The following is a 21,158-nucleotide window of genomic DNA, read 5'->3' as shown; positions in this document are numbered from 1 at the left end:
TAAAATCAGGATATTGATAATAATACAAGAAAAGACGGTTTGAAGCCGTCTTTTTTATTTTGTATAACTCAAAACTTTTTCAGTTCTCTATATAATCTTTGTATCGGTAATCCCATTATATTAAAATACGATCCTGAGATATACTCTACAGCTACATATCCTATCCACTCTTGCACTCCATATGCTCCGGCTTTGTCGAAAGGCTTATAGTTGGAAACGTAATATTCAATTTCATCGTCATCAAGTTTAGAGAAGCGAACTTCGGATGATACACCAAAAGAGACTTGCTTGTCTTTGGTTGTGATGCATACGCCTGTCATTACCTGATGCGTTTTTCCGGAAAGATCGCGTAGCATTTGCTTCGCATCTGTTTCATCTGATGGCTTTCCATAAACTTTTCCATCGAGTAAGACGATTGTGTCTGCAGTTATAAGTAATGTATTCTCATCCAGTTGATTGAGGTAAGCATTAGCCTTTTCTTTCGCAATATAGATAGCGATATCCTCTCCTGTAAGGCTGTCCGGATATGACTCATCAATATCAGGTAAAGTTTTTATCTCATAGGGTATGTTTAGTCCACTCAGAAGTTCTTTTCTACGAGGCGAATTGGATGCTAGAATTATGTTATATCGTGAGAGGTTTAGCATTTACATGAAGTTATAATAATTTTCGAGTTCAAGAAGAAGAAGTTTTATATCTGTTCCATATGCATAGCCACCCAATCGTCCTCCTTCATTTACCACACGGTGGCAAGGGACTATAATGGCTAGATTATTTTTTCCGTTTGCAGCACCTACAGCTCTACATCCTTTTGGTGAACCAATAGCGATAGCTTCATCTTTATACGAAACAGTTTTGCCATAAGGGATTGTGCTCAGATATTCCCATGCTTTTTGCTGAAACGGTGTACCGTTTTGTTTTAGAGGTAAGTCAAAAACTTTACGTTCTCCGGAGAAATATTCTTCCAACTGCTTTATTGCATTATTCAAAAGTGGTGAAGAGTTGGCTTTTTCCTCCCCTTCTTGGTGAATAATCCTTACCGATGAAATATAACCGTCAGTTTCTCTTATCTCGATTAATCCTACGGGAGATTGTAAAAAAGCCTTCATTTTTTCTTTTCTTCGGTTTAGGCCTATCTTCGTATTTTGTCCAACTCCAGTTTATCATTTGTCGAAGTCTCTTCAAAAAGCGTTTCGAAGGTTTATCTTTTAAGTAGGACTCAATATGTCTTTTTTTCTTTTCTTCTAATATCTCATCTACATTGATGAGGATTCCTGTTTCCTCTACATTGCCAAAAGTATCGTTTACTGCCGTTCCAAAGACCTTCATTTGAGGGGAAAGACTCATGTAAGCATTTACAAGTGGAGGAATATTGAGATCTAATTTACGAACGGAAGTGTTTAATATTCGATAGTCAGACTTGAACGACTCTCCATCAAATAGCCTTCTCAGCTTGCTCTTTTCGGTCTCTATCGTTAAGGCTTGCTTTGGCCATACAAGCTTCTCGGGATCCGGGAAATACTTATTCAGAAAATACAGAATCATATCCCGTGCTTGTGTATTGTATGTGTCGTACATTGTTACCTTCCCAAAAAAATACTTCATGGAAGGGTCTGCCACAGATAGGGCACCTAATCCATCCCAAAGATTATCTAATGCGAAGATACCTCTCGAACCGGCTAGTGTTGATTGATATTCGAGCGTAACAAACGAACGTCCAAGCTCGAATGTATAAGGGAGATATTCCTTAATAAACCTTTCGGAGAAATGGAACAAATGCGATGTTGCCAATATGGGTTCGCCATTTTCATCGAAGCAAATATCAGGCCCGCATATAAAGCGATATCCACCGATTATCTCTCCTGCTTCCGGGTTCCATACTATTAATTGTTTGTATGGATTGTCCATTTTGTCGTACTCGTCTATATCTACAGACTTTCCTGTTCCTCCGCCATAATACCGGAATGCTATCTCACGCAGACGGCCTATCTCCAGCATCACATTCGGCGAATTATGATGTGTGACAATATAGATTTCATTGTTAGCCTTATTTGTATACCTGAGAAATTTATCCTTTGTCAGTTCGGCTCTCAATAAATCCTTATTTATCGGTGCGATAACAGTTTCCATTTATTGCTTGTTTGTTTTTGCCAAATTATATGACTTTTCCTTTACATACTGCGCCCATTGCATAGCACTCTTTGAATTGTCAAAGAATGTATATGGTATAGGTTCACCAAATGTTATGGAAAAACTTTTATTTTTATTCTTAAACATTTCGTCAGGCAATAGGATCAACTCAATATTAAATTTTATGCCCAGACGCTTTCTTATATTTGCAAATCTATAAAAGAAATTTGAATTTTTGCCCTCAAAGTGCACAGGAACTACGTCCCTTCTTGATTCTACAGCTTTCAGAATAAAATTTTTCTGCCAATCCAAATCATGAATCTTGCCATTCTCTTGTCTGGAACATAAGCCCGCAGGGAAGGTAATGATTTGGTTGTCCGATTCATAGGCTTCATTTAGGCTTGTGGTCGCTTGTTTCGACTGACGTCCATATTTATTGACCGGAAGAAAAATAGGTTGCAGATTCTTAATAAAGTATAAAACATCGTTTACTACGTATTTTATTTTTTTATCGAATCGGTCTCCAATAACCGCAGATAAGCAGATGCCATCGAGCCCGCCTAAAGGGTGGTTTGATACAAATATATACTTTTTCCCGTCTTGAATATTTTCTAGCCCCGAGGTCTCTAATGTAAGATTGAAATATCCTACAACCGCTTGCATAAAATCCACTCCATACTTATCAGCATAGATCGTAAGTATTTCGTTCAGTTCATCTAAATGGATTTTTCGCTTGAGGTAGTTTATTGCAAAACGTGGTACCTTATTATAAATCTTGGGAGCTTTCTCGGCAAGTACTTTATCTAAATCTAGTATTTGAGGTTCGTGATTCATTCCGTATTATATACCTTTCTGATGCAAAAATAGTTGAATTTAATATATATCATACCGAAAAATGTATAAATAGTTATAACAAGAACATTTTAATAGATAAGAACTATTATATTTGCCCAAAATCATATAAAACTATTAATAATGAGACGTAAAATAACCCTTCCAATACTCGGCATAGTTCTTATGACTTTGACTGTTTTATTGGGAAACAATAGTGTGTTTGGGAATAACAACACTACGAATAATGATACTCCTATTGTAACGCTTACCTCTTCTAATTATGAAAAAGAGACCGGAACAGGATTAGTATTTGTTGACTTCTGGGCTCCGTGGTGTGGTCCATGTCGCCGAATGGCTCCTATTCTCGAAAGTGTAGCTAAAGAATACAAAGGATCGGCAAAGGTTGGAAAGATAAATGTTGACAACTACAAGAAGTTTTCGATAGATAAAGGGATTGAGGTATTGCCTACTATTGTTGTATATAAAGATGGAAAGGAGATTACCCGCTTGAGAGGTTTAGTCTCTAAAGAAGACCTTGTGAAAATAATTACAGAGCATACAAAAAAGTAAGCTGTTACTATAAATAACAAAAATGGCAGATCTGATGATCTGCCATTTTTTGTATCTTATATTTCAACTGTTATTTTGTTCCTTTCTCCAACTCTATTGTCTTGATTATATTCTCTCCGATACCAATGCGGTAACCTTGCGAAGAATACAAAATACCTCCATTTGTAGAAATATATACTGTAAGCGGGAAGTTGTTTGAAAATTCGATTTGCAAAGCTCCCGCTACTGTATTTAACAAAGTCCTGTTATGATCAGTCATCCATAATGATTGCTTAGGTAGACCTTTAAAGACAGAAGCATCAAACGCTTTACTTAGCTTGTCGTCAGGAATAGCAAACAAAATTCCTCCGCCCCATTCTTCAATGGCTTGTTGTACGGCCGGAAGGTCTTGCAGGACGTGCTTAGTAGGTTCTTTGTCCGGATCAGCAAAGCAGATCATCAAACCTTTGCCGTTCGTTAGTTCTTTGATTGACTTTTTACTACCGTCTTGTAATGTGACAACTGTGTTCGGATCTACGATACCTTGTACCTGAATGCGACCTTCTACTTTCGGTAATTCGATTTCGAATGTTTTCGCTTCATTGCCTTTTACTTCAAAGTAGCGTGTACTTATCGTTACAGAACCATCATTTCCACGACTACCTATCATCAAACGATAGTAGCCTGCATCCACTGTTATTTTAGCCGGTAGATCTTTTATGCTGTTTTCATAATCGAGAGTAATAAAGTCTCCATTGTCGTATCGGGCAATTGTGAAATGAGTATAATAACCCGGCTTCACAATATTATCCTTTGCATTTGTAAACTGAATTGTAGCCTTTGGCTGTTCTTCGGCTTGCTTATCAAAGAATACATCAGTCCATGCAGTTTCCCCCTTTAGATATTGAGGGCGTCCTGTTGCACGATCAATACGTGCAGGGATATTCATAGAACGACAAAGAGCAACAAATAATATATCCCTTGATGGTTTATCTGAAACTTTCAATTCATATACGCCTCGTGGAGAGATCGGGCATTTGAAATAATTTTGTTCTTCATCAATTTTTATGTTTTCACGAACAAAGTTTATTACTTCATTAATATCGTTTCTCGATTTGTTTATAAAATCTTCCGTTAATGCTTTTTTGAAGAAGCTTCGCCACGGACGAATCAATTCTTGTGATATTCTTGGAGAATAGATGCTGCCTACCAGAGGGCTGTCTTCTGCTAGTTTCTTTTGTGTCGGATCTTGTCCGATAGTAAGGTGATCTAACAGGTATGCAGCCGGAGTATCTCGTAAATCTTTATCGGAAAGAGATAATAAGAATGCATTCAGATATGGATTATCTTTCTTAGCCTCCATGAAAGAGGATATTTCCTGCCAGTTTCCTTGCGATTTGGATAAAATATTCCAAGTCTTATCAGGGTTTAGCTTATTTTTTTCTGCAAATTTCTTAGCATCCGATTCGCTAATAAAGGTTGCCATATATGCATTGCGTATCGAGTCTTCGTGAGCCAGACGCTTTGCATTTTCTGCAATCTTTTCGGGTGCTAATTCTTTTATGGCTTGTTCTGCCGGAGCTTCCATTACAATGGTTTCATCTAAGCCTTTTCCCGGTTTATTATTTAATGTAACTGTCACTTCTCCCGATTCAGGAGTAGATTTAGCATATCCATATATATCGCCCTTATTTGCCCAAACAAATATGTTTCCCATTCCTGAGATTATAGAAGCTGTTCCATCGGTTTTAGTAGTACTTGTGGCAATAGGGTAAAACTCAGCATAATTGTACACTTTAAATTTTACGGTTGCACCTTCTACAGGTTTACCGGCTTCGTCTACTATTTTTACTTTTACATCGCGTGTATTCGTATAATTACCAAGCAGATTGATAACCGAATAGAGGTCTGTTTGTACATTCTTTTCCTCAGGTCCATTGTACAGTCCAAAAACATTCGTGTGTACCATCATAGCACGTTTTACCGGAGCAGAGAACCACGCTACATCCAATTCTGGTTCTGGTTCGCAAGCTCCTATATAATGCCATTTGCCATCTACCCATGCTTCTACCCATGCGTGATTGTCGTCGGTGTGTACCCAACGTGGCGTGTAACACTGGCGGGCAGGGATGCCTACAGCACGAAGAGCAGCGGTAGTGAATGTGGATTCTTCGCCACAGCGTCCCCAAGATGTTTTAGCTAAAGCCAGAGGAGCTGATGTGCGTCCGTCTGTTCCTCGGTAAGTTACTTTTTCGTGACACCAGTGATTTACCTCCAATACTGCTTTTTCCATTGTCAGCCCTTTTACTTTATCTTTGAGTTCATCGAAGAACACTTGTCGGGCAGTATCTAGGTTTTCGTTATTAACACGATAGACCAATACAAAATGTCGGAATATATCATCCGGTATTTTTTTACCCCAATCGAAGTAATCACGAGCTTTGAATGCTGCATCTACTTGACCAAGGAAAAAATCCGCATCATAATCTGCAAGATCCGAAAGAGGCATATAAGCGTATAGGAATTCTAAAGCCTCACGTTGTTCCAGAGTGAGGTCTTGTTTATCTAAAACAGAAAACAATTGTTCACTACGTCCTGCCGCAAGGTCTTTGCGTTTCATAAACTGTTGGTGTACTTGTTCCCTATACTCTTTATCTTTAAGGAAATGCTTGTCTGCCGAACTGCATGCGCCTAAGATAAAAAGAAGAGGTATCATTAATAGAGAACTGAAAATGATTTTTTTCATCTTTGGTGATATTTATAGGTTTAGTAAAAGACAAATACTGATAATACTTTGCATAGCTCAAAGTATTATGAAACATATTAATCCCAATTAGGATCATAGCTGGAAGCTCGCCCGCGTTGCTCGTATTTCAAATCCTGAAGCATTGAAGAACTTGCACGCAACGATACATAATATGATTTGTATTGACCCACAGGGTTGAAACTTGCAGAAATAGACCAACAGTGTAGGTTGCGAGTAAGATTACAACTCATGTATGCTATTTTGCCGGCATCGAAGTCATAACTGGCATTGAAATTGAAATTCCAATTTTTCGTCGGTTGTATATTTCCGTTCAAGCTGAGGGCTTTAGTTAACGTACCTCTATATTCTGCGTAATCGTTTCGAGCTGCTTGCTTAGGTAGTTTATTCGTATTATAATTCATTGAGAAGCTGATGCCCAAATTCCACTTGATCTCATTTTTTACATAACCATCTTCATCATACTGGTTATCATCTTTTTTTGCCTCCATCAAGCTTTTACGTTCTTCTTCTTCTCCGGGTGCGGCCAAATTATTTTCACTCTGTGTGGATTCATCTTCTTTCTTTTTAGAATCCTTGTCCTTGTCATCGCCGCCTCCAAACCATTTTTTGAATGTATCCTGATTAATAGATGGCGATATGGAATATCCTGTACTTTTCAATCGTCCAAACCCTTTCCCGTTTGAAATACGAAGTTCATTCACTCGTCTCAAACTGGTTACTTCCCCTGCATCGTTTGTCTCAGCTCTATAGAGATATGGGTCGAATGCCGCATTCAAATTCACTGTGAATGATTTGCTGAATTTCAGGCGAAGCCCCATATTGATATCACTCCATTTGAATTCTTTGGCCATCATGTTGTGACTGAAATTAATCCCGAGATTATCAATCAAACTGATCTTCTTTATAGAGTCGTTGGAGTCTCTGTATTTCATTTCAAGATTGTTGTCGAAGCTGAAATTAATCATTCCTTGGGCTCCTTGGCTTGGTACACCAAACATACCTTGTTCATATGGAGAATATTTATTTCCTGTATCTCTCCAATTCCCTTCCGAATCATAGTAATATAACTTCTCATAAAATCCGAATTTTTGACTACTGAAATCCGGAGCATAACTTAGACTTATGCTAGGGGTGAACACATGGCGGATCTGAGTGTTCTTTGAAAATATAGGAGTGAACATCCCATACAGCTTGGTTTGAAAACCAAGAGAGAAATTGAAATCATAAACGCGGTTGAATGAATAGGTTGTATCTTCAACTACCATGCGGCGTTGATCAGCATCCCATCGCTTTTCTATTTTGCTTGTATACCATCGCTCGGTATAGTTGAAAGACGGAGTGATATTTAGGTAGTTTAACGCACTGAAAGTAGCAGACACAGGGATTGTATGTTTCATTGCATTATTCCAGTCTTTTTGCAAGTTAGACTGAAATAGCTTGTTTTCTTTTGTCGTAATACTATTTCTTAAATCTCCCGTATAACTCAATTGTATCTTCTCGTACCATTTTTCTGCGCCTACAGCATCTTTCCTTTTAAACGGAGCTATGCGGCTCATCGTAACTGTAACGTTAGGCAAGGTAAGAGATATTGTTGAGTCTTGTGTACGTTGGGCTGCACTAATATTGGCAGAGAAACTCCAAGGGGAATTAGGTATCTTTTGGGTTAGTGTTACATTTGAGCTTTTTGTATTATTCGTTCCCATAGGGGTGTAAGCTGTATTCAGGTCATTACGGTCGTAAGAACTGGTAGAGAATTGTACACTTGCCGATAACGTCCTAAACATATTTGACTTAGGGTCTTGGCTGTGTGTCCAGTTGATTTTTAGGTCTTTTGCCAAAGAGTAATCTATTCCCTTTTCACCAAGTTTGGTAACTAGATATCCTACATCAAATCCCCCCGAATACTTATACCTTTTTCTGTATGATGAGCGGGCATTGATTCCCCACGAACCTTTAGTATATATTTCTCCGGTCACAGCTAAATCGATATTATCATTGATCGCAAAGTAATAACCTCCGTCTCTTAAGTTAAATCCTCGGGCGAGCTCATCTCCATAAGATGGCATAATAACTCCCGAAGAATATTTTTCAGAAAATGGGAAAAATCCAAACGGTAAACCGATAGGAAGAGGTAAATCTTCAATAACAAGATACGCAGGGCCTGTTACGACGTTCTTTTTAGGTCTCACCTTGGCTTTTGTCAGTGCCAAGTAAAAGTGAGGGTGTTCGTGATCGTCGCAAGTGGTATATTTTCCCTCTCTCATGAAAAACGAATTGTCGTCGTTCTTTTTTGCTCTGCTTGCTACAATGTATCCTTCTCCTTGAGTGGTAATCACATTTGTAATATAACCTTTCTTTGTTTTAAAGTTATATTTCATTGTTTTTGATTCGTAGTCTGTTCCTCCATCTGTAAATACTGGGAATCCAAATTCTTTTCCTACAGAATCGATACCGTATGTGGCATAAACAAGGCTACTATCCATGTTCATCCATATCTTTTCTCCTTTGAGTGAAATATCGGTGTATTTCACAACGCTTTCGCCATATAGATATCCCCAATTTCCTGCTGTAAGAACTATAGAGTCATTGGCTGTATAGTCTACTACAGCATCCAAAACGGCTTTCTTTTTCTTTATAGAGTCGGACGGAAGGGAGTCTCCACGCATCTGTATAGAATCATTCTGAGTCTTACGAACCGGGTCTCGACTTAAACGAACCCGAGGTGATGCAGAGTCTGTAGGCAATGAGTCTTGAGGGTTATCGAGATGTGTTATACGTGACTCTATACGAGAAATTTGTGCACCCCAAAAAGGCACAGAAAAAAGAATAAGCAGAAACGTATACGTCAACAACTGAATTTTCCTCATGTAGAGACCTCTAACTATATAGTGTATTCGGATGCAAAGCTAATCAATTATATAAGAAAGCATAATATGAAAAATCAAAAAAAGTATAAATTTTCATCTTCCATCCTAAGAATCAAATTGAATTGATAGAAACTTTATCCTTAAATATTGTGATTAATTTTTTATCTTTGTTCTATTCTAAAACGAAGCTTTTCATGAAATATTTTCTGTTAACCCTGTCACTTTTCCTTCTTGCACTAGGGGGATATTCTCAAAACTTTGAAGAATACTTTGAAAATAAAACGTTGCGTGTGGATTATATATTTACAGGCGACAATGTCTCTCAAACCGTTTCTCTCGAACAATTAAACCAATTGCCCCAATGGGCAGGACGCCGTCACCATCTTGCAGAACTGGAAAGACAAGGAAACGGGCAAATCAAAATGACGGATCATAGAACCGGGAAATGTATTTATCTTGAATCCTTCAGTTCGTTATTTCAGGAATGGCTAACCATCCCGGAAGCTGGTACAGTAAGAAAAAGTTTCGAAAACACATTCTTATTGCCATATCCCAAAGATAAGGTTGATATAGAGGTAAGTTTGCGAGAAAAAGACGGTTCGTACAAAACCGCTCTTAGGCATACTGTCGCTCCTGACGATATCCTAATAGGGAAAAAAGGATTGAAAAATACCCCGGCTTATACCGTCATACATCAAGGTGGACCTGTAGATAAATGCGTCAATGTCGTTATTCTGGCAGAAGGTTACACGACTTCTGAAATGGAAAAATTCAGACAAAATGCAAAAACGGCATGCGAACAGATTTTAGCACATAGCCCATTTAATCGTATGCAAGATAAGTTCAACTTTATTGCTGTAGAAACAGAATCGAAGGACTCCGGTGTAAGCGTGCCTCGTAAAGGCAAATGGAATGAAACGGCTTTTCATTCCCATTTCGATACCTTTTATTCTGATCGTTACCTGACTACTACGAATGTAAAGGATATACACGACCCAATTGCAGGGATACCTTATGCTCATATTATTATATTAGCGAATACTGATGTATATGGCGGTGGTGGTATTTTTAATGCCTATACATTGACCACGACGGGGCATGCAGACTTCAAGCCTGTTGTTGTTCATGAATTTGGTCATAACTTTGGTGGATTGGCCGATGAATACTATTATGAAAATGATACGTTTAGCGATAGCTATCCTTTTGGTGTAGAGCCATGGGAACCAAATATAACAACGCTTGTCGATTTTAATTCGAAATGGAAAAGCTTATTGGTAAAAGACACTCCAATTCCTACGGATATAAAGTCGGCTGATAAATATCCAATAGGTGTCTTTGAAGGAGGAGGCTATTCGTCTAAAGGGATATATCGTCCTGCTGTTGACTGTAGAATGAAGACAAATACTTGCAAAGATTTTTGTCCTGCATGTCAAAAGGCACTTGAACAACTCATTAAATTTTATACCGAATAAAAAAAATATAGTTAAGGATTTTATTTATAAGGATAAAACAGCTATTTTTGTCGCTGCTAAATTTGAAATAAACAGAATAATATAAATATTTATAACAGATTAAAAATGTCTAAAAAGAAACAAGCTGAATTGCGTGAAGAAAAAGACTGGGAACGTATTGGAACAGCAGTTGCAGAATCAGAACGTTTCATTGAAAAATACCAAAAACAATTACTAATAGGTATTGGTGCTATAGTTGTGGTCGTTAGTGCATTTCTTGCATACAACTATTTTATTGTAGGGCCAAAAACTACCGAAGCTCAGGTGGCGATGTTCAGAGGTGAACAGTACTTCAGAGCCGGACAAGATTCATTAGCTGTTTTTGGAGATAAAAACGGATATGTAGGATTTGAGTCAATTATAAGTGACTATGGTTCTACTAAAGCCGGAAAACTGGCTAAACTATATGCCGGAATCTGTTATGCAAATATGGGTAACTACGAGAAAGGTCTTGAATACCTGAAAGACTATAGCGGTAGTGATAAAATAATATCACAACTGGCGAATGGTGCAATCGGCGACTGTCTAGATAATCTAGGGAAATCAGATGAGGCTGTTTCATATTATATCAAGGCTGCTAAAGGTGTAGATAATGCTTCTCAAAGCCCTATGTTATACAAAAAAGCAGGTCTTATATATCGTAATCAAGGAAACTACGATAAAGTAATTGAAGTGTTTTCAATTATAAAGAATCAATATATGAATTCACCTCTTGCTATTGAAGCAGACAAATATATTGATGAAGCTAATATTTTGAAAGGACAGAAATAATAGATCTTATATATATTATACAAAAGAGTTCCGCTAGACAGCGGAACTCTTTTTTTTATATTACTTTTCAAAATAATAATTATCTAACTAAAAGGGATCTTTGAAATAAAAGTAAAATAAGAGTGGTAATCAGAAACTAAAAAAGGTGACATAAAGAACATATTAAAACCTGTCACCTTTGTCACTTTTTGAATAAGGAAGCGAGCGCTAATACCGTATCACATATTGCAAAAAAAACGGGCTTTAACCATAAAGCCCGTTTATATTGATAGGTGATATCTTAATATCTGTAATGTTCAGGTTTGTACGGACCTTCTACAGGAACCCCAAGATATTCAGCTTGTGCCTCAGTCAGCTTGGTTAACTTCACTCCAATTTGTTCAAGGTGTAGGCGTGCAACTTCTTCATCCAAATGTTTAGGCAAACGATAAACGTTCACTTCATAGTCGCGTACCCATAACTCCAATTGAGCTAAAGTCTGGTTTGTGAATGAGTTACTCATCACGAATGAAGGGTGGCCGGTGGCACAACCTAAATTCACTAAACGACCCTCAGCTAAAAGGAATATAGAATGTTCATCAGGGAATGTATATTTATCTACCTGCGGCTTAATGTTTACATGTTTAATGCTAGGGTAGTTTACAAGCTTGTCCACCTGAATTTCATTGTCAAAGTGCCCTATGTTACAGACTATAGCCTGATCTTTCATGCGAGACATATGCTCTATTGTTATAATATCCTTGTTGCCTGTTGTTGTAACAAAAATATTACCTTCTTTCACGGCCTCTTCCATTGTTGTCACTTCAAAGCCTTCCATTGCTGCCTGCAAGGCGCATATCGGGTCTATCTCAGTTACAATGACACGAGCTCCGTACGAACGCATAGAGTGAGCGCAGCCCTTACCTACATCTCCATATCCTGCAACAACTACAACCTTACCTGCAATCATCACGTCGGTAGCTCTCTTGATGCCATCGGCTAATGATTCGCGACAACCATAGAGGTTATCAAACTTAGACTTGGTTACCGAGTCGTTTACATTAATAGCCGGAACAAGCAGTTCGCCTCGCTCCATCATTTGGTACAGCCTGTGTACTCCTGTTGTTGTCTCCTCAGATACTCCTTTCCAATCGGCAACTGTACGATGCCAACGATTGTTGTCTTCCTTAAGGATACGAGATAAGGTATCGAGTATTACTTGCTCTTCGTGGCTCGAAGCTTTTTTATTCAGGAAGTCAGCATTTTCTTCGGCTTTATATCCCCAGTGGATAAGCAGTGTAGCATCGCCGCCATCGTCTACTATCAGGTTAGGGCCTTTCCCTTCAGGGAACGCTAAAGCTTGCTCTGTACACCACCAATATTCTTCAAGGGTTTCTCCTTTCCATGCAAATACGGGTATTCCCGCTGCTGCAATAGCTGCTGCTGCATGGTCTTGGGTAGAGAAAATATTACAACTAGCCCAACGTATATCGGCTCCTAATTCTTTCAGGGTTTCGATAAGTACAGCTGTTTGCACAGTCATATGTAACGAACCCATGATACGAGCGCCTTTCAGCGGTTTTGTTGCTCCATATTTCTTGCGAAGTGCCATTAATCCCGGCATTTCATGCTCTGCTATTTCTATTTCTTTTCTCCCAAAGTCTGCCAGATTGATATCTGCTACAAGGTAAGGAAGATTTGGTAAAAGTTCTTTTGACATATATTTATTTGATTGTTATATATATTTTTCTCCGTATTTTAGCTTTACGTCAGCAACGAACTGTTTGATACGCTGTTCTTCCGACTTCTTGCAAATAAGTAGTACACCGTCTGCTTCAGCTACAATGTAGCCCTCTAATCCTTGTATAACGCCTAATTTGCCGGCGGGCAATGTCACAACATTTTCGGCACTATCAAAAAATATAGTGTTGGCAATGAGCGAAGCATTGGCTTCATCATCTTTTTCGGATATTTCGTAGAGCGATCCCCAAGTTCCTAAGTCAGACCAACCGAAATCCGCTGCCTGTACATATACATTTGTAGCTTTTTCCATTATGCCATAATCTATTGATATATTCGGGCAAAATGGGAAATTCTCATCAATGAAGGCTTTTTCTTTTTCTGTGCCAAAGGCATCGATGCCGCGGTCGAAACGGGAAGTTATCTCAGGAAGATATTCACGAAGTGCGCTTAAGATGGTTTTGTTATTCCAGATAAAGATACCTGAATTCCACAGGAACTCTCCGCTTTCGAAGAAGACCTTGGCCAGTTCCAAATTCGGTTTTTCGGTAAAGACCTTAACCTTATTTACTCCGTCCAGCTTTTCTTCACTCATTTGTATGTATCCATAACCTGTTTCGGGACGACTAGGCTTAATGCCGAGTGTCAACAACGTATTGTGCTTAGATACAAATTTGTAAGCGTTCTGAATAATAGAAAGGAATTCATCCTCTTTCAGAATCAAGTGATCGGAAGGAGCAACTACAATGTTTGCTTCAGGATTAAAAGAGTTGATATGGTAAGTCGCAAAAGCAATACATGGGGCTGTATTGCGTCGCATTGGCTCTAACAATATCTGATTGGGTTTCAACTCAGGCAGTTCTTCTTGTACCATCTGAGCATATTCATTATTGGTGACTATAAATATGTTCTCAAGAGGAAGGATTCTTTTAAACCGGTCTACAGTCATCTGCAAAAGAGAACGTCCTGTTCCAAAGAAATCAAGGAACTGCTTTGGACGGGCTTCGCGGCTAAAGGGCCAAAAACGGCTGCCAATGCCACCACCCATGATCACGCAATAATTGTTCTTGTTATCCATGTTTGTTTTAAAAATTTATACAAAGTTATATCATACTAATATACAAACAAAACGATTAGGGACAATAGCGAAATAAAATTATACGATTCTTTTTCAAAAAAGTTATACTTGATCTTTTGATATATGAAAAATATGTGTACTTTTGCACCGCACTAGGCACAAGCCCAGATGGCGGAATTGGTAGACGCGCTGGTCTCAAACACCAGTGGATTCACTTCCATGCCGGTTCGATCCCGGCTCTGGGTACAGGAAAAGCCTGATAATCAGCTGATTGTCAGGCTTTTTGATTTTCAAGAGGGACAGAATAGGGACGAAGATCGAGGAGATATTATAAGTCTTTACATAAAACTCCTGTTCTTGGAGGATTGCCTCCACGACAATTTGTACAATAACTTTGTGCTCCTTCAGGAGAGCTGCTAGACGATCTTTTGTCGGTTACACCAAAATCCTCCTCATATTTATGATAAACATGATAGCTTCCGTTGGCGACTGAACAACTTGGGCAAGACTTTAATGTCTTATTTTCCCTATACTGAGAAGTATTCAGTTCTTCTCCACAATGATTACAGACCATAATTGAGATTGTTATAAGTTGTTATTGATATGAATCTTCTACCCCTTTAAGATAACCAAGAGCATAAGCTGCATGTGGGCTTTTATGCCTACCAGGGCCTGCCTGACTTTCCTCCAATGCGTCTAAATCCATACTCAGCTGTTCATTTCGTGCAAATCCGTCATTATATCCTTTCTCAAAAGCACACCCCACGCAGCGGTGTCTTCCTGCTCCTCCTTGATCAAAAGGCAGATTTTCAAACCTTAGATCATACCGATGTTCTTTATTACAAGCCATATTCACATTATAGTTTAAATTTATTAATGAAACTTATTCTTCAGCAAGATCAATTATCCAATTAATCCAAGACAAAACAGTTGAGGCCCTACGATAATAAGTTGAATCTGAATCTATATTATATAATTTAGATTGCTTCATTATTTCAACAATTTCATCTTTTGAAGGAATGTCACCATCCTCGAAGTACTGATTAAGAGTATTTTTAAATGCGTCATGAGATAAAATGAGTTTTACAAATTCAAGCTGCCGATCAATAATTGACAAACTAAAAATTCGCTGTCCGTTGCTTGTCAAAAAACATCCGTCATTACGATTATAATCAACAAGTCCAAGATATTTTGCAGCATTGGAATAATAATCTGTTTGTCTTGCATCAAAATCGTAGTTCAGGGTTATATCCTCTTTAGTTATAAATTCTTTCTGTTTTAATAATTCACATAAGTTAACGACTCTCTCAAAGCTATCAGCTTGAGGAAAAGGCAATTCAGGCTCCTTTACTGTCTTAATGTTGTGTAGTATCTCCTGAATCGATTCAATATTGATCGCACCTTCTTGAACAGCATATTTTTTATGCTTAACAAGTTTTATTGAGTTATAAAAATTTACGTCTTCAAAAGTATACTCCCTAAGGTGAAATACACCATTTGAATAGGTCAAAAATATTGGACGAACTGGTTTAGAGATCTTACCATTCCAAAGTCTGAAAGGATAATATAGTTGACGAATCAGAAAATCATCAGAAATGTAGTTCTTTGCCTCTATTAAATTCAACGAATTATCACCTTCATATCCGCCGTCAATTTCTATCTGTGAATTTTCAACTTTGATTTTGGACAAGCCGCTGGCAGAATTTATATTAAAATCAAAAGATAAAGAACTCATTCTCCCACTAACAGTCGGAAATAATTTATCTTCGCCAGTAAAATCATGTAGGATTTCCGCAACAAATGCACAGTTAATGGCTGTTGCCTCGCTTGTTATATCTTTATAATCAATGCTTTCTAAGAATGTCGGAAAATTTATTGGGGTAATCTCAATATCTTCTTCTATAAAATCACAGAATGTTTCAAATTTCCCTATTTCATATCCTCCTCTTGAGGTTGGTAGCACGGATAGTTTATTCTCATCAAATAAAACAGGTAACTGAGACCTATGATCAAATTTTGTCATTAAACGAGCCTCTCGAAACTCATTTATATGAGATGAAGCAATTGAAACACTACCATGAGCAGCTATCGCATCAAGAATCTTATGCTTTTCAAATATTTTTTCCCAAGCAATATCGTTTTTAGATTTACTCATAATTTCTTATTAAAACTTCATCAACTTCGCCTCTCTTTTCTGCATCTGAGTTAATTGATCGAGATGCTTTTACAATATTTATATTGTAGTTTTTATATTGGTCTTTAATAAAAGGATGTGCAGAATTAGATAGTAGGAATTTCACCCCTTTTTTATGTAATTCGTCGCACGCTTCTCTTAACCTAAGTTGGTCGAAAATATTCCATCCGCCCTGTATATACCCTGTAAAATTAGAACTTTCAGATAGAGGATGATAAGGGGGATCTAAATACACAAACGCCTTTTTATCAACATCCTTAAGCACATCCCAATAATCGCCAGTAGTTAATTTAACATTATTGGAGTTTAAATAATGTGATACTGCTTTGAGTACGGGTTCGTTTACGATATTGGGGTTTTTATATCTTCCAAATGGCGAGTTAAATTCACCTGCGTTATTAACTCTATACAAGCCATTGAAGCACGTTTTATTTAAATATATGAATCTTGAAGCCCTTTGAATCTTACTCATCTGATTAAAAGTTTCAGTCCTATCTACCTGCCTAATTCTATAAAAATAATCTGAATCATTTTCATGCGTCATTAAATCAGCAATTAACTCATTGAGATTATTTTTAACAACCTCATATACATTTATTAAATCTGTATTGTAATCATTAATAATAGCATTCTTTGGCTGTAAGTTGAATAATACAGCACCCCCTCCTACAAACGGCTCAACATAAGTATAGCCACTCATACTCTTCGGCATTAACTCAACGATCGACGTCATAATCTGTCTCTTGCCACCGACCCATTTCACAAATGGTGTAATTAATTTATTCTTTGCCATTATTTTAATACTAATTATTGAGAATCACTCTACTGTTTGCAAAGGTAGAAATTATTTTTGTAAAGTTTCTCCTTTCAGTCCTTTTTTTGAAAGAATAACAGGCTTGATAATTAATGGGTTAAAGCATCTGGAGTAGATAAAATACCAGTAACCATGTTACCTTTTCATCCCTCTATCTTGCGTTGGCTTAATGTTAATACCAATAGATTTTAGGAACTCCTGTTGCTTCTCCTTGAACCAACTGAAAATATCAGTCCCATTGATTGTGAGGCTTATTTTCGAGGGTTGTTGTGGATCTTGCTCCAACTTAAGGGTTGCATTTTCAATATGGAATTTCTTGCTATGTTCCGACGAGTAAAGTTCACCTGAACCGACAACATCCTCACGATTGAACAGTCGCTTTATCATATCTTTGGGCAATCCTATGTTTCTCAGAAATTTCTCCCAATTGAGTAAGTTTTGTATATGAGGAAAATATTCGAAAACTTTCTCTAATTGTTCCGACAACTTGCCAATAGCGGATTTATGTTCTGCTTCCGTGGTGCGGATGTGTGATTTCAATTGATTGATTTCATTGCCCAAATTTTCTTTCAACTCTGCATTTTCGGATTTCAACTCTTCGACTTCGCTCTGTAATCGCTTAGTTTTAGAACTGCCAAGTAGCGAACCCATCCCATCCATGATAGATGCTCCTACATCGGCAACACTGCTTTTGAGCCTCTCCTTACTAACTTCCGATTTTACTTTGTCGAGTTCCTGTTTTGCCTGCTCCTGCTGCTCTAATAGTTGCCCGACATTCTCTTTTAGTGATTCGTTCTTAACGAACAACTCTCGATACCATTCAGAAGTGGAGATGTGCCTTGCCTCCGAGCCATCAATACCTCGTTGTAAACCATATTTCGCCATTGCTTCGGCATAGGTGTCTTGATATTCTTTGAGTTTGGTGCGGCTCATCACATCATCAACGCACAGACGCACTGCCGAAGTGTCTTTCTTGCGGTACTTCTTTTTGCCTGCCGATTTTTCCTGTTCTACTTTTGCCTTTCTTCTTTCGCCCGTGATGATTGGTATCATCGTGGCGTGAATGTGTGGAGAGGTTTCATCGAGATGCAAAGATGCCGAAACAATATTTTCCTTACCGAAAGTATCACGAAGCCACTTCATATTATCGGCACACCACTCATCGAGTTTGCCCTCTGATTCGATACGTTTCATATCTTCCTGTGAGCCTGTGAGCATTATGCGAACTACTTGCACTTGGTTTTTGCCAATCTTTCGGGTCAAGCCTGCGGTGTCAAGCCGATGCTGAATAGCTTCAGTACGGTCGCTGATACCATCGGGGTAGTCAATAAGTTCTTTGTTTAGGTGTGTAAGTGCCGGATCACAATTTGCCGGTATAACTGTGCGAGCAATATGCGCTGTCATAGGTGCTTCGTTGCCCGGCGATTTATCAAGGTGGAGTACTACGTAACCCATTATCGTAAATTTTAAACATTAAAAATGAGATTTTAAAATGGCGATACTTCGCCGTTGGGGTGTCCAGAGGGGTGCAACACCTTTGGCTTATTGGGGCTTTTTTAGTGTAGTGTAACGGAGCGTGAAGAAAAAGCCCTAATAAGCTATGGTATTTTCTAAATACCCGTTGGTCGCTGCGGAGCTGCCAATGAAAATTGAAAATATTGAGTAGCATCTCCCGTGAGATGCCTATAACTTCATTCGCCTTATTGGCTTTAGAGTTGGTTTCGGCTGCTCTGATTCAGTTTTGGAAACTTGACAATTTGACAAACTGTTTTCATGTTTGATTTTTTGCAAGTTTTCAATCTTTTTTCCACATAGGTAGTCGTTCAGGTCTTTATACTCTCGATATTGGCTTGATTGGTCTGATACTCTTATCCCATACCGTTGGCATATTTCATTTACAGAGCGTTTGCCTGCTTCATCATTATCCAAATAACAATAGATATGTTCGTACTTTTCTAACCTATCCAAAATCTTAGATGTATTATTGACGGAATTTAGTATAAAATAATTCCTATCCTGTAATGCCGATGGGTCAGGATTGTGTCGCAACCTTAAAACCAAGTATGAGAGAAAATCGGTTGCACCCTCAAAAATACAGCACGATGTTTTTCCGTTTTCTATGGCTGTTAATGCTTTGGGAGCAAAGCACCCTTTGAAATACTTGTTACGAAGCTCATAACCGCCCAACTCATTGCGAAAAGCAATAGCAAAGTAAGGTTTGTTGTTGTGCTTGTAATATACCTCTTGGCAAAACTGTTGTGCCAGTGATGTTGGTATCTGCCGTTCATTTAGGAATTGGAGCAGGGCTGCATTTGCCAACGGTTTAATGGTTATATCTTCAAATTGCTCAAAAGCCTCCTGTTGGCGAAAAGAAAAAGAGAGCGGTTTTAGAAGAGGAGTATTATCCTCAATAGTTTTCAGGGCAAACGAAACGCTATCAGTCCCATGTAACACCATTGCTAATTGAATTATATCACCACCTCGCCCTAATCCGAAGTCGTACCACTCATTGCGAGATTGGTTCACTTTGAAAGACGGTTCACTCTCTGTCCGAAGTGGCGACAGATACCAAAGATTATTCCCTTGTCTTTTTACAGGAGTAATACCACAACTTTGCAGATACTCCTCAATTGCTATATTTTTTGCTTGCTCTATAGTCATAATAATGATTTTTAATGTGATGATTTTTTTCTTTTCGCCAGCAAAATCTATTTGTGACGAATACAGTTGTTGATAGAGGTTTAGTTTATTTTGTATACATAGAATGCAGGATAAACTAAACCGCCTGTCGGAATGCAATTTTGAAAGGTTTACTTTGCTCTATAATATATGTACCCATATTAAACTAAACCAATTTGTTAGTAATAAAAATCAGGGTTGTATTTGTATTTTTTTCCTTCTTGCACTACCATTCGTTTGTTGGTTAGAAACACCTTTAACTCGGTAATTTTATTTCTGCCATAGCTATAGCCGATAGCAGCATAGGCTTTTTGCAGGGATTCTATCAGAGTGGCATAATTCTGTTGTTCCTCCTCCGAGAATGTGGCTACCAATGCCTGACGATGTTGTTCCTCTGTAAGAGCTTTATAGTCAAACCCTCTTTTCGGTGCTGTTTCGTTAGGTTGATAGTCTTCAATCAATTCTGGAAGTGCCAGCCCATTTATGCGAAAAGCAAACTTTTCAAACTCCATAGCCCGAATATGCACCGCTGAAACGATGCTGATGTCCTTGTCGAACTCATCTTTGGCTATCTGTAATATGGTTTCGGCTTTGTTGTTCAGCTCTGTGCCGATATGCCCACGAGAATTATCATCGCCTTTGTTTTGATGCAAAACGGTGTGAATATGAATTTGCAGTTCATCAGTCCATTGCATCAGCTTCGACATAAGTGTTGTGGCTTCGCTTGGACTATTGATATCATAAGCCAAATCACGAATACCGTCAATAACGACCAATCCCAATCCTTGTATGTTGTATATTGCTTTTTCGATGATGGCAATACGCATTTCAGGTGTAAATTTTCGTAACCCAAGAAATTCGAGATTTTCGGGTTGTCGGTCCAACGGCAGCTCTACCAATCGTAAAATACGCTCCATTACCCTGATACAGTGATATGGGCTTTGTTCTGTATCTACATAGAGGATTTTCCGCTTGTTTGGCGGCAATTCGGCACGATACCGAAGTACCGTACCGTTTACCATTGCTGCTGCTACAATCGCACATACATTGAAGGTCTTTTTGCTCTTTGCCTTGCCCGTCGATGCACTGAAATTACCTAACGTACCGATGACTGAACCGCCCACGTTTAACATTTCGGGCGGTTCCGGAAATTTATCGGTAATTTGCAATCGGGAACTTTCCCATAGGACGGATATATCCACAGGAGTAGCAGGCACGGATTTTTTAATTGCATCCATAGCCATA

At 38.3% G+C, this 21,158-nt stretch carries 18 protein-coding genes and 1 tRNA gene; 4 read left to right on the top strand and 15 right to left on the bottom strand.

What is annotated here, in order from left to right:
* Window positions 1-68: 68 nt before the first annotated feature.
* Genes QOX35_RS00535 through glsA form a run of 4 tightly spaced genes read right to left on the bottom strand, consistent with a single transcriptional unit; the run spans window position 69 to window position 2,964 of the window.
* On the bottom strand, window positions 69-647 hold the full coding sequence (locus QOX35_RS00535) for a Maf-like protein (protein WP_283685373.1): 579 nt from the start codon (window positions 645-647) through the stop codon (window positions 69-71).
* Complete coding sequence (locus tag QOX35_RS00530; protein WP_283685372.1) at window positions 648-1,109, bottom strand: methylated-DNA--[protein]-cysteine S-methyltransferase; 462 nt, start codon at window positions 1,107-1,109, stop codon at window positions 648-650. It abuts the gene before it with no gap.
* Window positions 1,057-2,130 (bottom strand): glycine N(alpha)-acyltransferase GlsB, encoded by a 1,074-nt coding sequence (gene glsB, locus QOX35_RS00525; RefSeq protein ID WP_135105597.1) that lies wholly within the window; start codon window positions 2,128-2,130, stop codon window positions 1,057-1,059. Before glsB ends, QOX35_RS00530 begins: the two co-directional genes overlap by 53 nt.
* Window positions 2,131-2,964 carry a lyso-glycine lipid O-acyltransferase GlsA gene (gene glsA, locus QOX35_RS00520; RefSeq protein WP_283685371.1) on the bottom strand — a complete coding sequence of 278 codons (834 nt, stop codon included), beginning with the start codon at window positions 2,962-2,964 and terminating at the stop codon, window positions 2,131-2,133. It lies immediately after the preceding gene.
* A gap of 141 nt (window positions 2,965-3,105) precedes the next feature.
* On the opposite strand from glsA, the gene trxA reads away from it, so the two are divergent.
* Window positions 3,106-3,534 carry a thioredoxin gene (gene trxA, locus QOX35_RS00515; RefSeq protein ID WP_283685370.1) on the top strand — a complete coding sequence of 143 codons (429 nt, stop codon included), beginning with the start codon at window positions 3,106-3,108 and terminating at the stop codon, window positions 3,532-3,534.
* 70 nt (window positions 3,535-3,604) lie between these two features.
* Here trxA and QOX35_RS00510 read toward each other — a convergent pair whose 3' ends face one another.
* Window positions 3,605-6,259, bottom strand: a complete 2,655-nt coding sequence (locus QOX35_RS00510; RefSeq protein WP_283685369.1) for a transglutaminase domain-containing protein — start codon at window positions 6,257-6,259, stop codon at window positions 3,605-3,607.
* A 77-nt stretch (window positions 6,260-6,336) separates the two neighbouring features.
* Window positions 6,337-9,147, bottom strand: a complete 2,811-nt coding sequence (locus tag QOX35_RS00505; protein ID WP_283685368.1) for a putative LPS assembly protein LptD — start codon at window positions 9,145-9,147, stop codon at window positions 6,337-6,339.
* 194 nt (window positions 9,148-9,341) lie between these two features.
* On the opposite strand from QOX35_RS00505, the gene QOX35_RS00500 reads away from it, so the two are divergent.
* The gene (locus tag QOX35_RS00500) at window positions 9,342-10,619 is read left to right on the top strand and encodes a M64 family metallopeptidase (RefSeq protein WP_283685367.1); all 1,278 of its coding nucleotides are present in this window, start codon (window positions 9,342-9,344) and stop codon (window positions 10,617-10,619) included.
* 105 nt (window positions 10,620-10,724) lie between these two features.
* Window positions 10,725-11,429 (top strand): tetratricopeptide repeat protein, encoded by a 705-nt coding sequence (locus QOX35_RS00495; protein ID WP_006841876.1) that lies wholly within the window; start codon window positions 10,725-10,727, stop codon window positions 11,427-11,429.
* 280 nt (window positions 11,430-11,709) lie between these two features.
* Here QOX35_RS00495 and ahcY read toward each other — a convergent pair whose 3' ends face one another.
* Complete coding sequence (gene ahcY, locus QOX35_RS00490; protein ID WP_135105607.1) at window positions 11,710-13,128, bottom strand: adenosylhomocysteinase; 1,419 nt, start codon at window positions 13,126-13,128, stop codon at window positions 11,710-11,712.
* Window positions 13,129-13,143: 15 nt separating this feature from the next.
* Window positions 13,144-14,226: a mannose-1-phosphate guanylyltransferase gene (locus QOX35_RS00485; protein WP_135105608.1), complete on the bottom strand. Its 1,083-nt coding sequence runs from the start codon at window positions 14,224-14,226 to the stop codon at window positions 13,144-13,146.
* 162 nt (window positions 14,227-14,388) lie between these two features.
* Here QOX35_RS00485 and QOX35_RS00480 point away from each other — a divergent pair.
* Window positions 14,389-14,472, top strand: a tRNA-Leu gene (locus QOX35_RS00480).
* An 82-nt stretch (window positions 14,473-14,554) separates the two neighbouring features.
* Here the strand turns inward: QOX35_RS00480 and QOX35_RS00475 are convergent.
* The 7 genes from QOX35_RS00475 to QOX35_RS00445 form a co-directional block, all read right to left on the bottom strand.
* The gene (locus QOX35_RS00475; RefSeq protein ID WP_283685366.1) at window positions 14,555-14,800 is read right to left on the bottom strand and encodes a hypothetical protein; all 246 of its coding nucleotides are present in this window, start codon (window positions 14,798-14,800) and stop codon (window positions 14,555-14,557) included.
* Window positions 14,801-14,821: 21 nt separating this feature from the next.
* Window positions 14,822-15,076 (bottom strand): hypothetical protein, encoded by a 255-nt coding sequence (locus QOX35_RS00470; protein ID WP_283685365.1) that lies wholly within the window; start codon window positions 15,074-15,076, stop codon window positions 14,822-14,824.
* 33 nt (window positions 15,077-15,109) lie between these two features.
* Window positions 15,110-16,381: a type II restriction enzyme gene (locus QOX35_RS00465; protein WP_283685364.1), complete on the bottom strand. Its 1,272-nt coding sequence runs from the start codon at window positions 16,379-16,381 to the stop codon at window positions 15,110-15,112.
* A complete protein-coding gene (locus QOX35_RS00460) occupies window positions 16,374-17,222 on the bottom strand; it encodes a DNA adenine methylase (RefSeq protein WP_502846753.1) in 849 nt (282 codons plus the stop codon). Before QOX35_RS00460 ends, QOX35_RS00465 begins: the two co-directional genes overlap by 8 nt.
* A gap of 147 nt (window positions 17,223-17,369) precedes the next feature.
* Window positions 17,370-18,689: a MobV family relaxase gene (gene mobV, locus QOX35_RS00455; protein WP_283685362.1), complete on the bottom strand. Its 1,320-nt coding sequence runs from the start codon at window positions 18,687-18,689 to the stop codon at window positions 17,370-17,372.
* A gap of 228 nt (window positions 18,690-18,917) precedes the next feature.
* Window positions 18,918-19,895 carry a DUF8464 domain-containing protein gene (locus tag QOX35_RS00450; protein WP_283685361.1) on the bottom strand — a complete coding sequence of 326 codons (978 nt, stop codon included), beginning with the start codon at window positions 19,893-19,895 and terminating at the stop codon, window positions 18,918-18,920.
* Window positions 19,896-20,092: 197 nt separating this feature from the next.
* A complete protein-coding gene (locus QOX35_RS00445) occupies window positions 20,093-21,157 on the bottom strand; it encodes an AAA family ATPase (RefSeq protein WP_283685764.1) in 1,065 nt (354 codons plus the stop codon).
* Between the last annotated feature and the right edge of the window lies 1 nt (window position 21,158).

It is taken from the genome of Dysgonomonas sp. Marseille-Q5470 (assembly GCF_951230145.1).
Taxonomy (GTDB): domain Bacteria; phylum Bacteroidota; class Bacteroidia; order Bacteroidales; family Dysgonomonadaceae; genus Dysgonomonas.
This window is presented reverse-complemented; position numbering and strand designations above follow the sequence as displayed.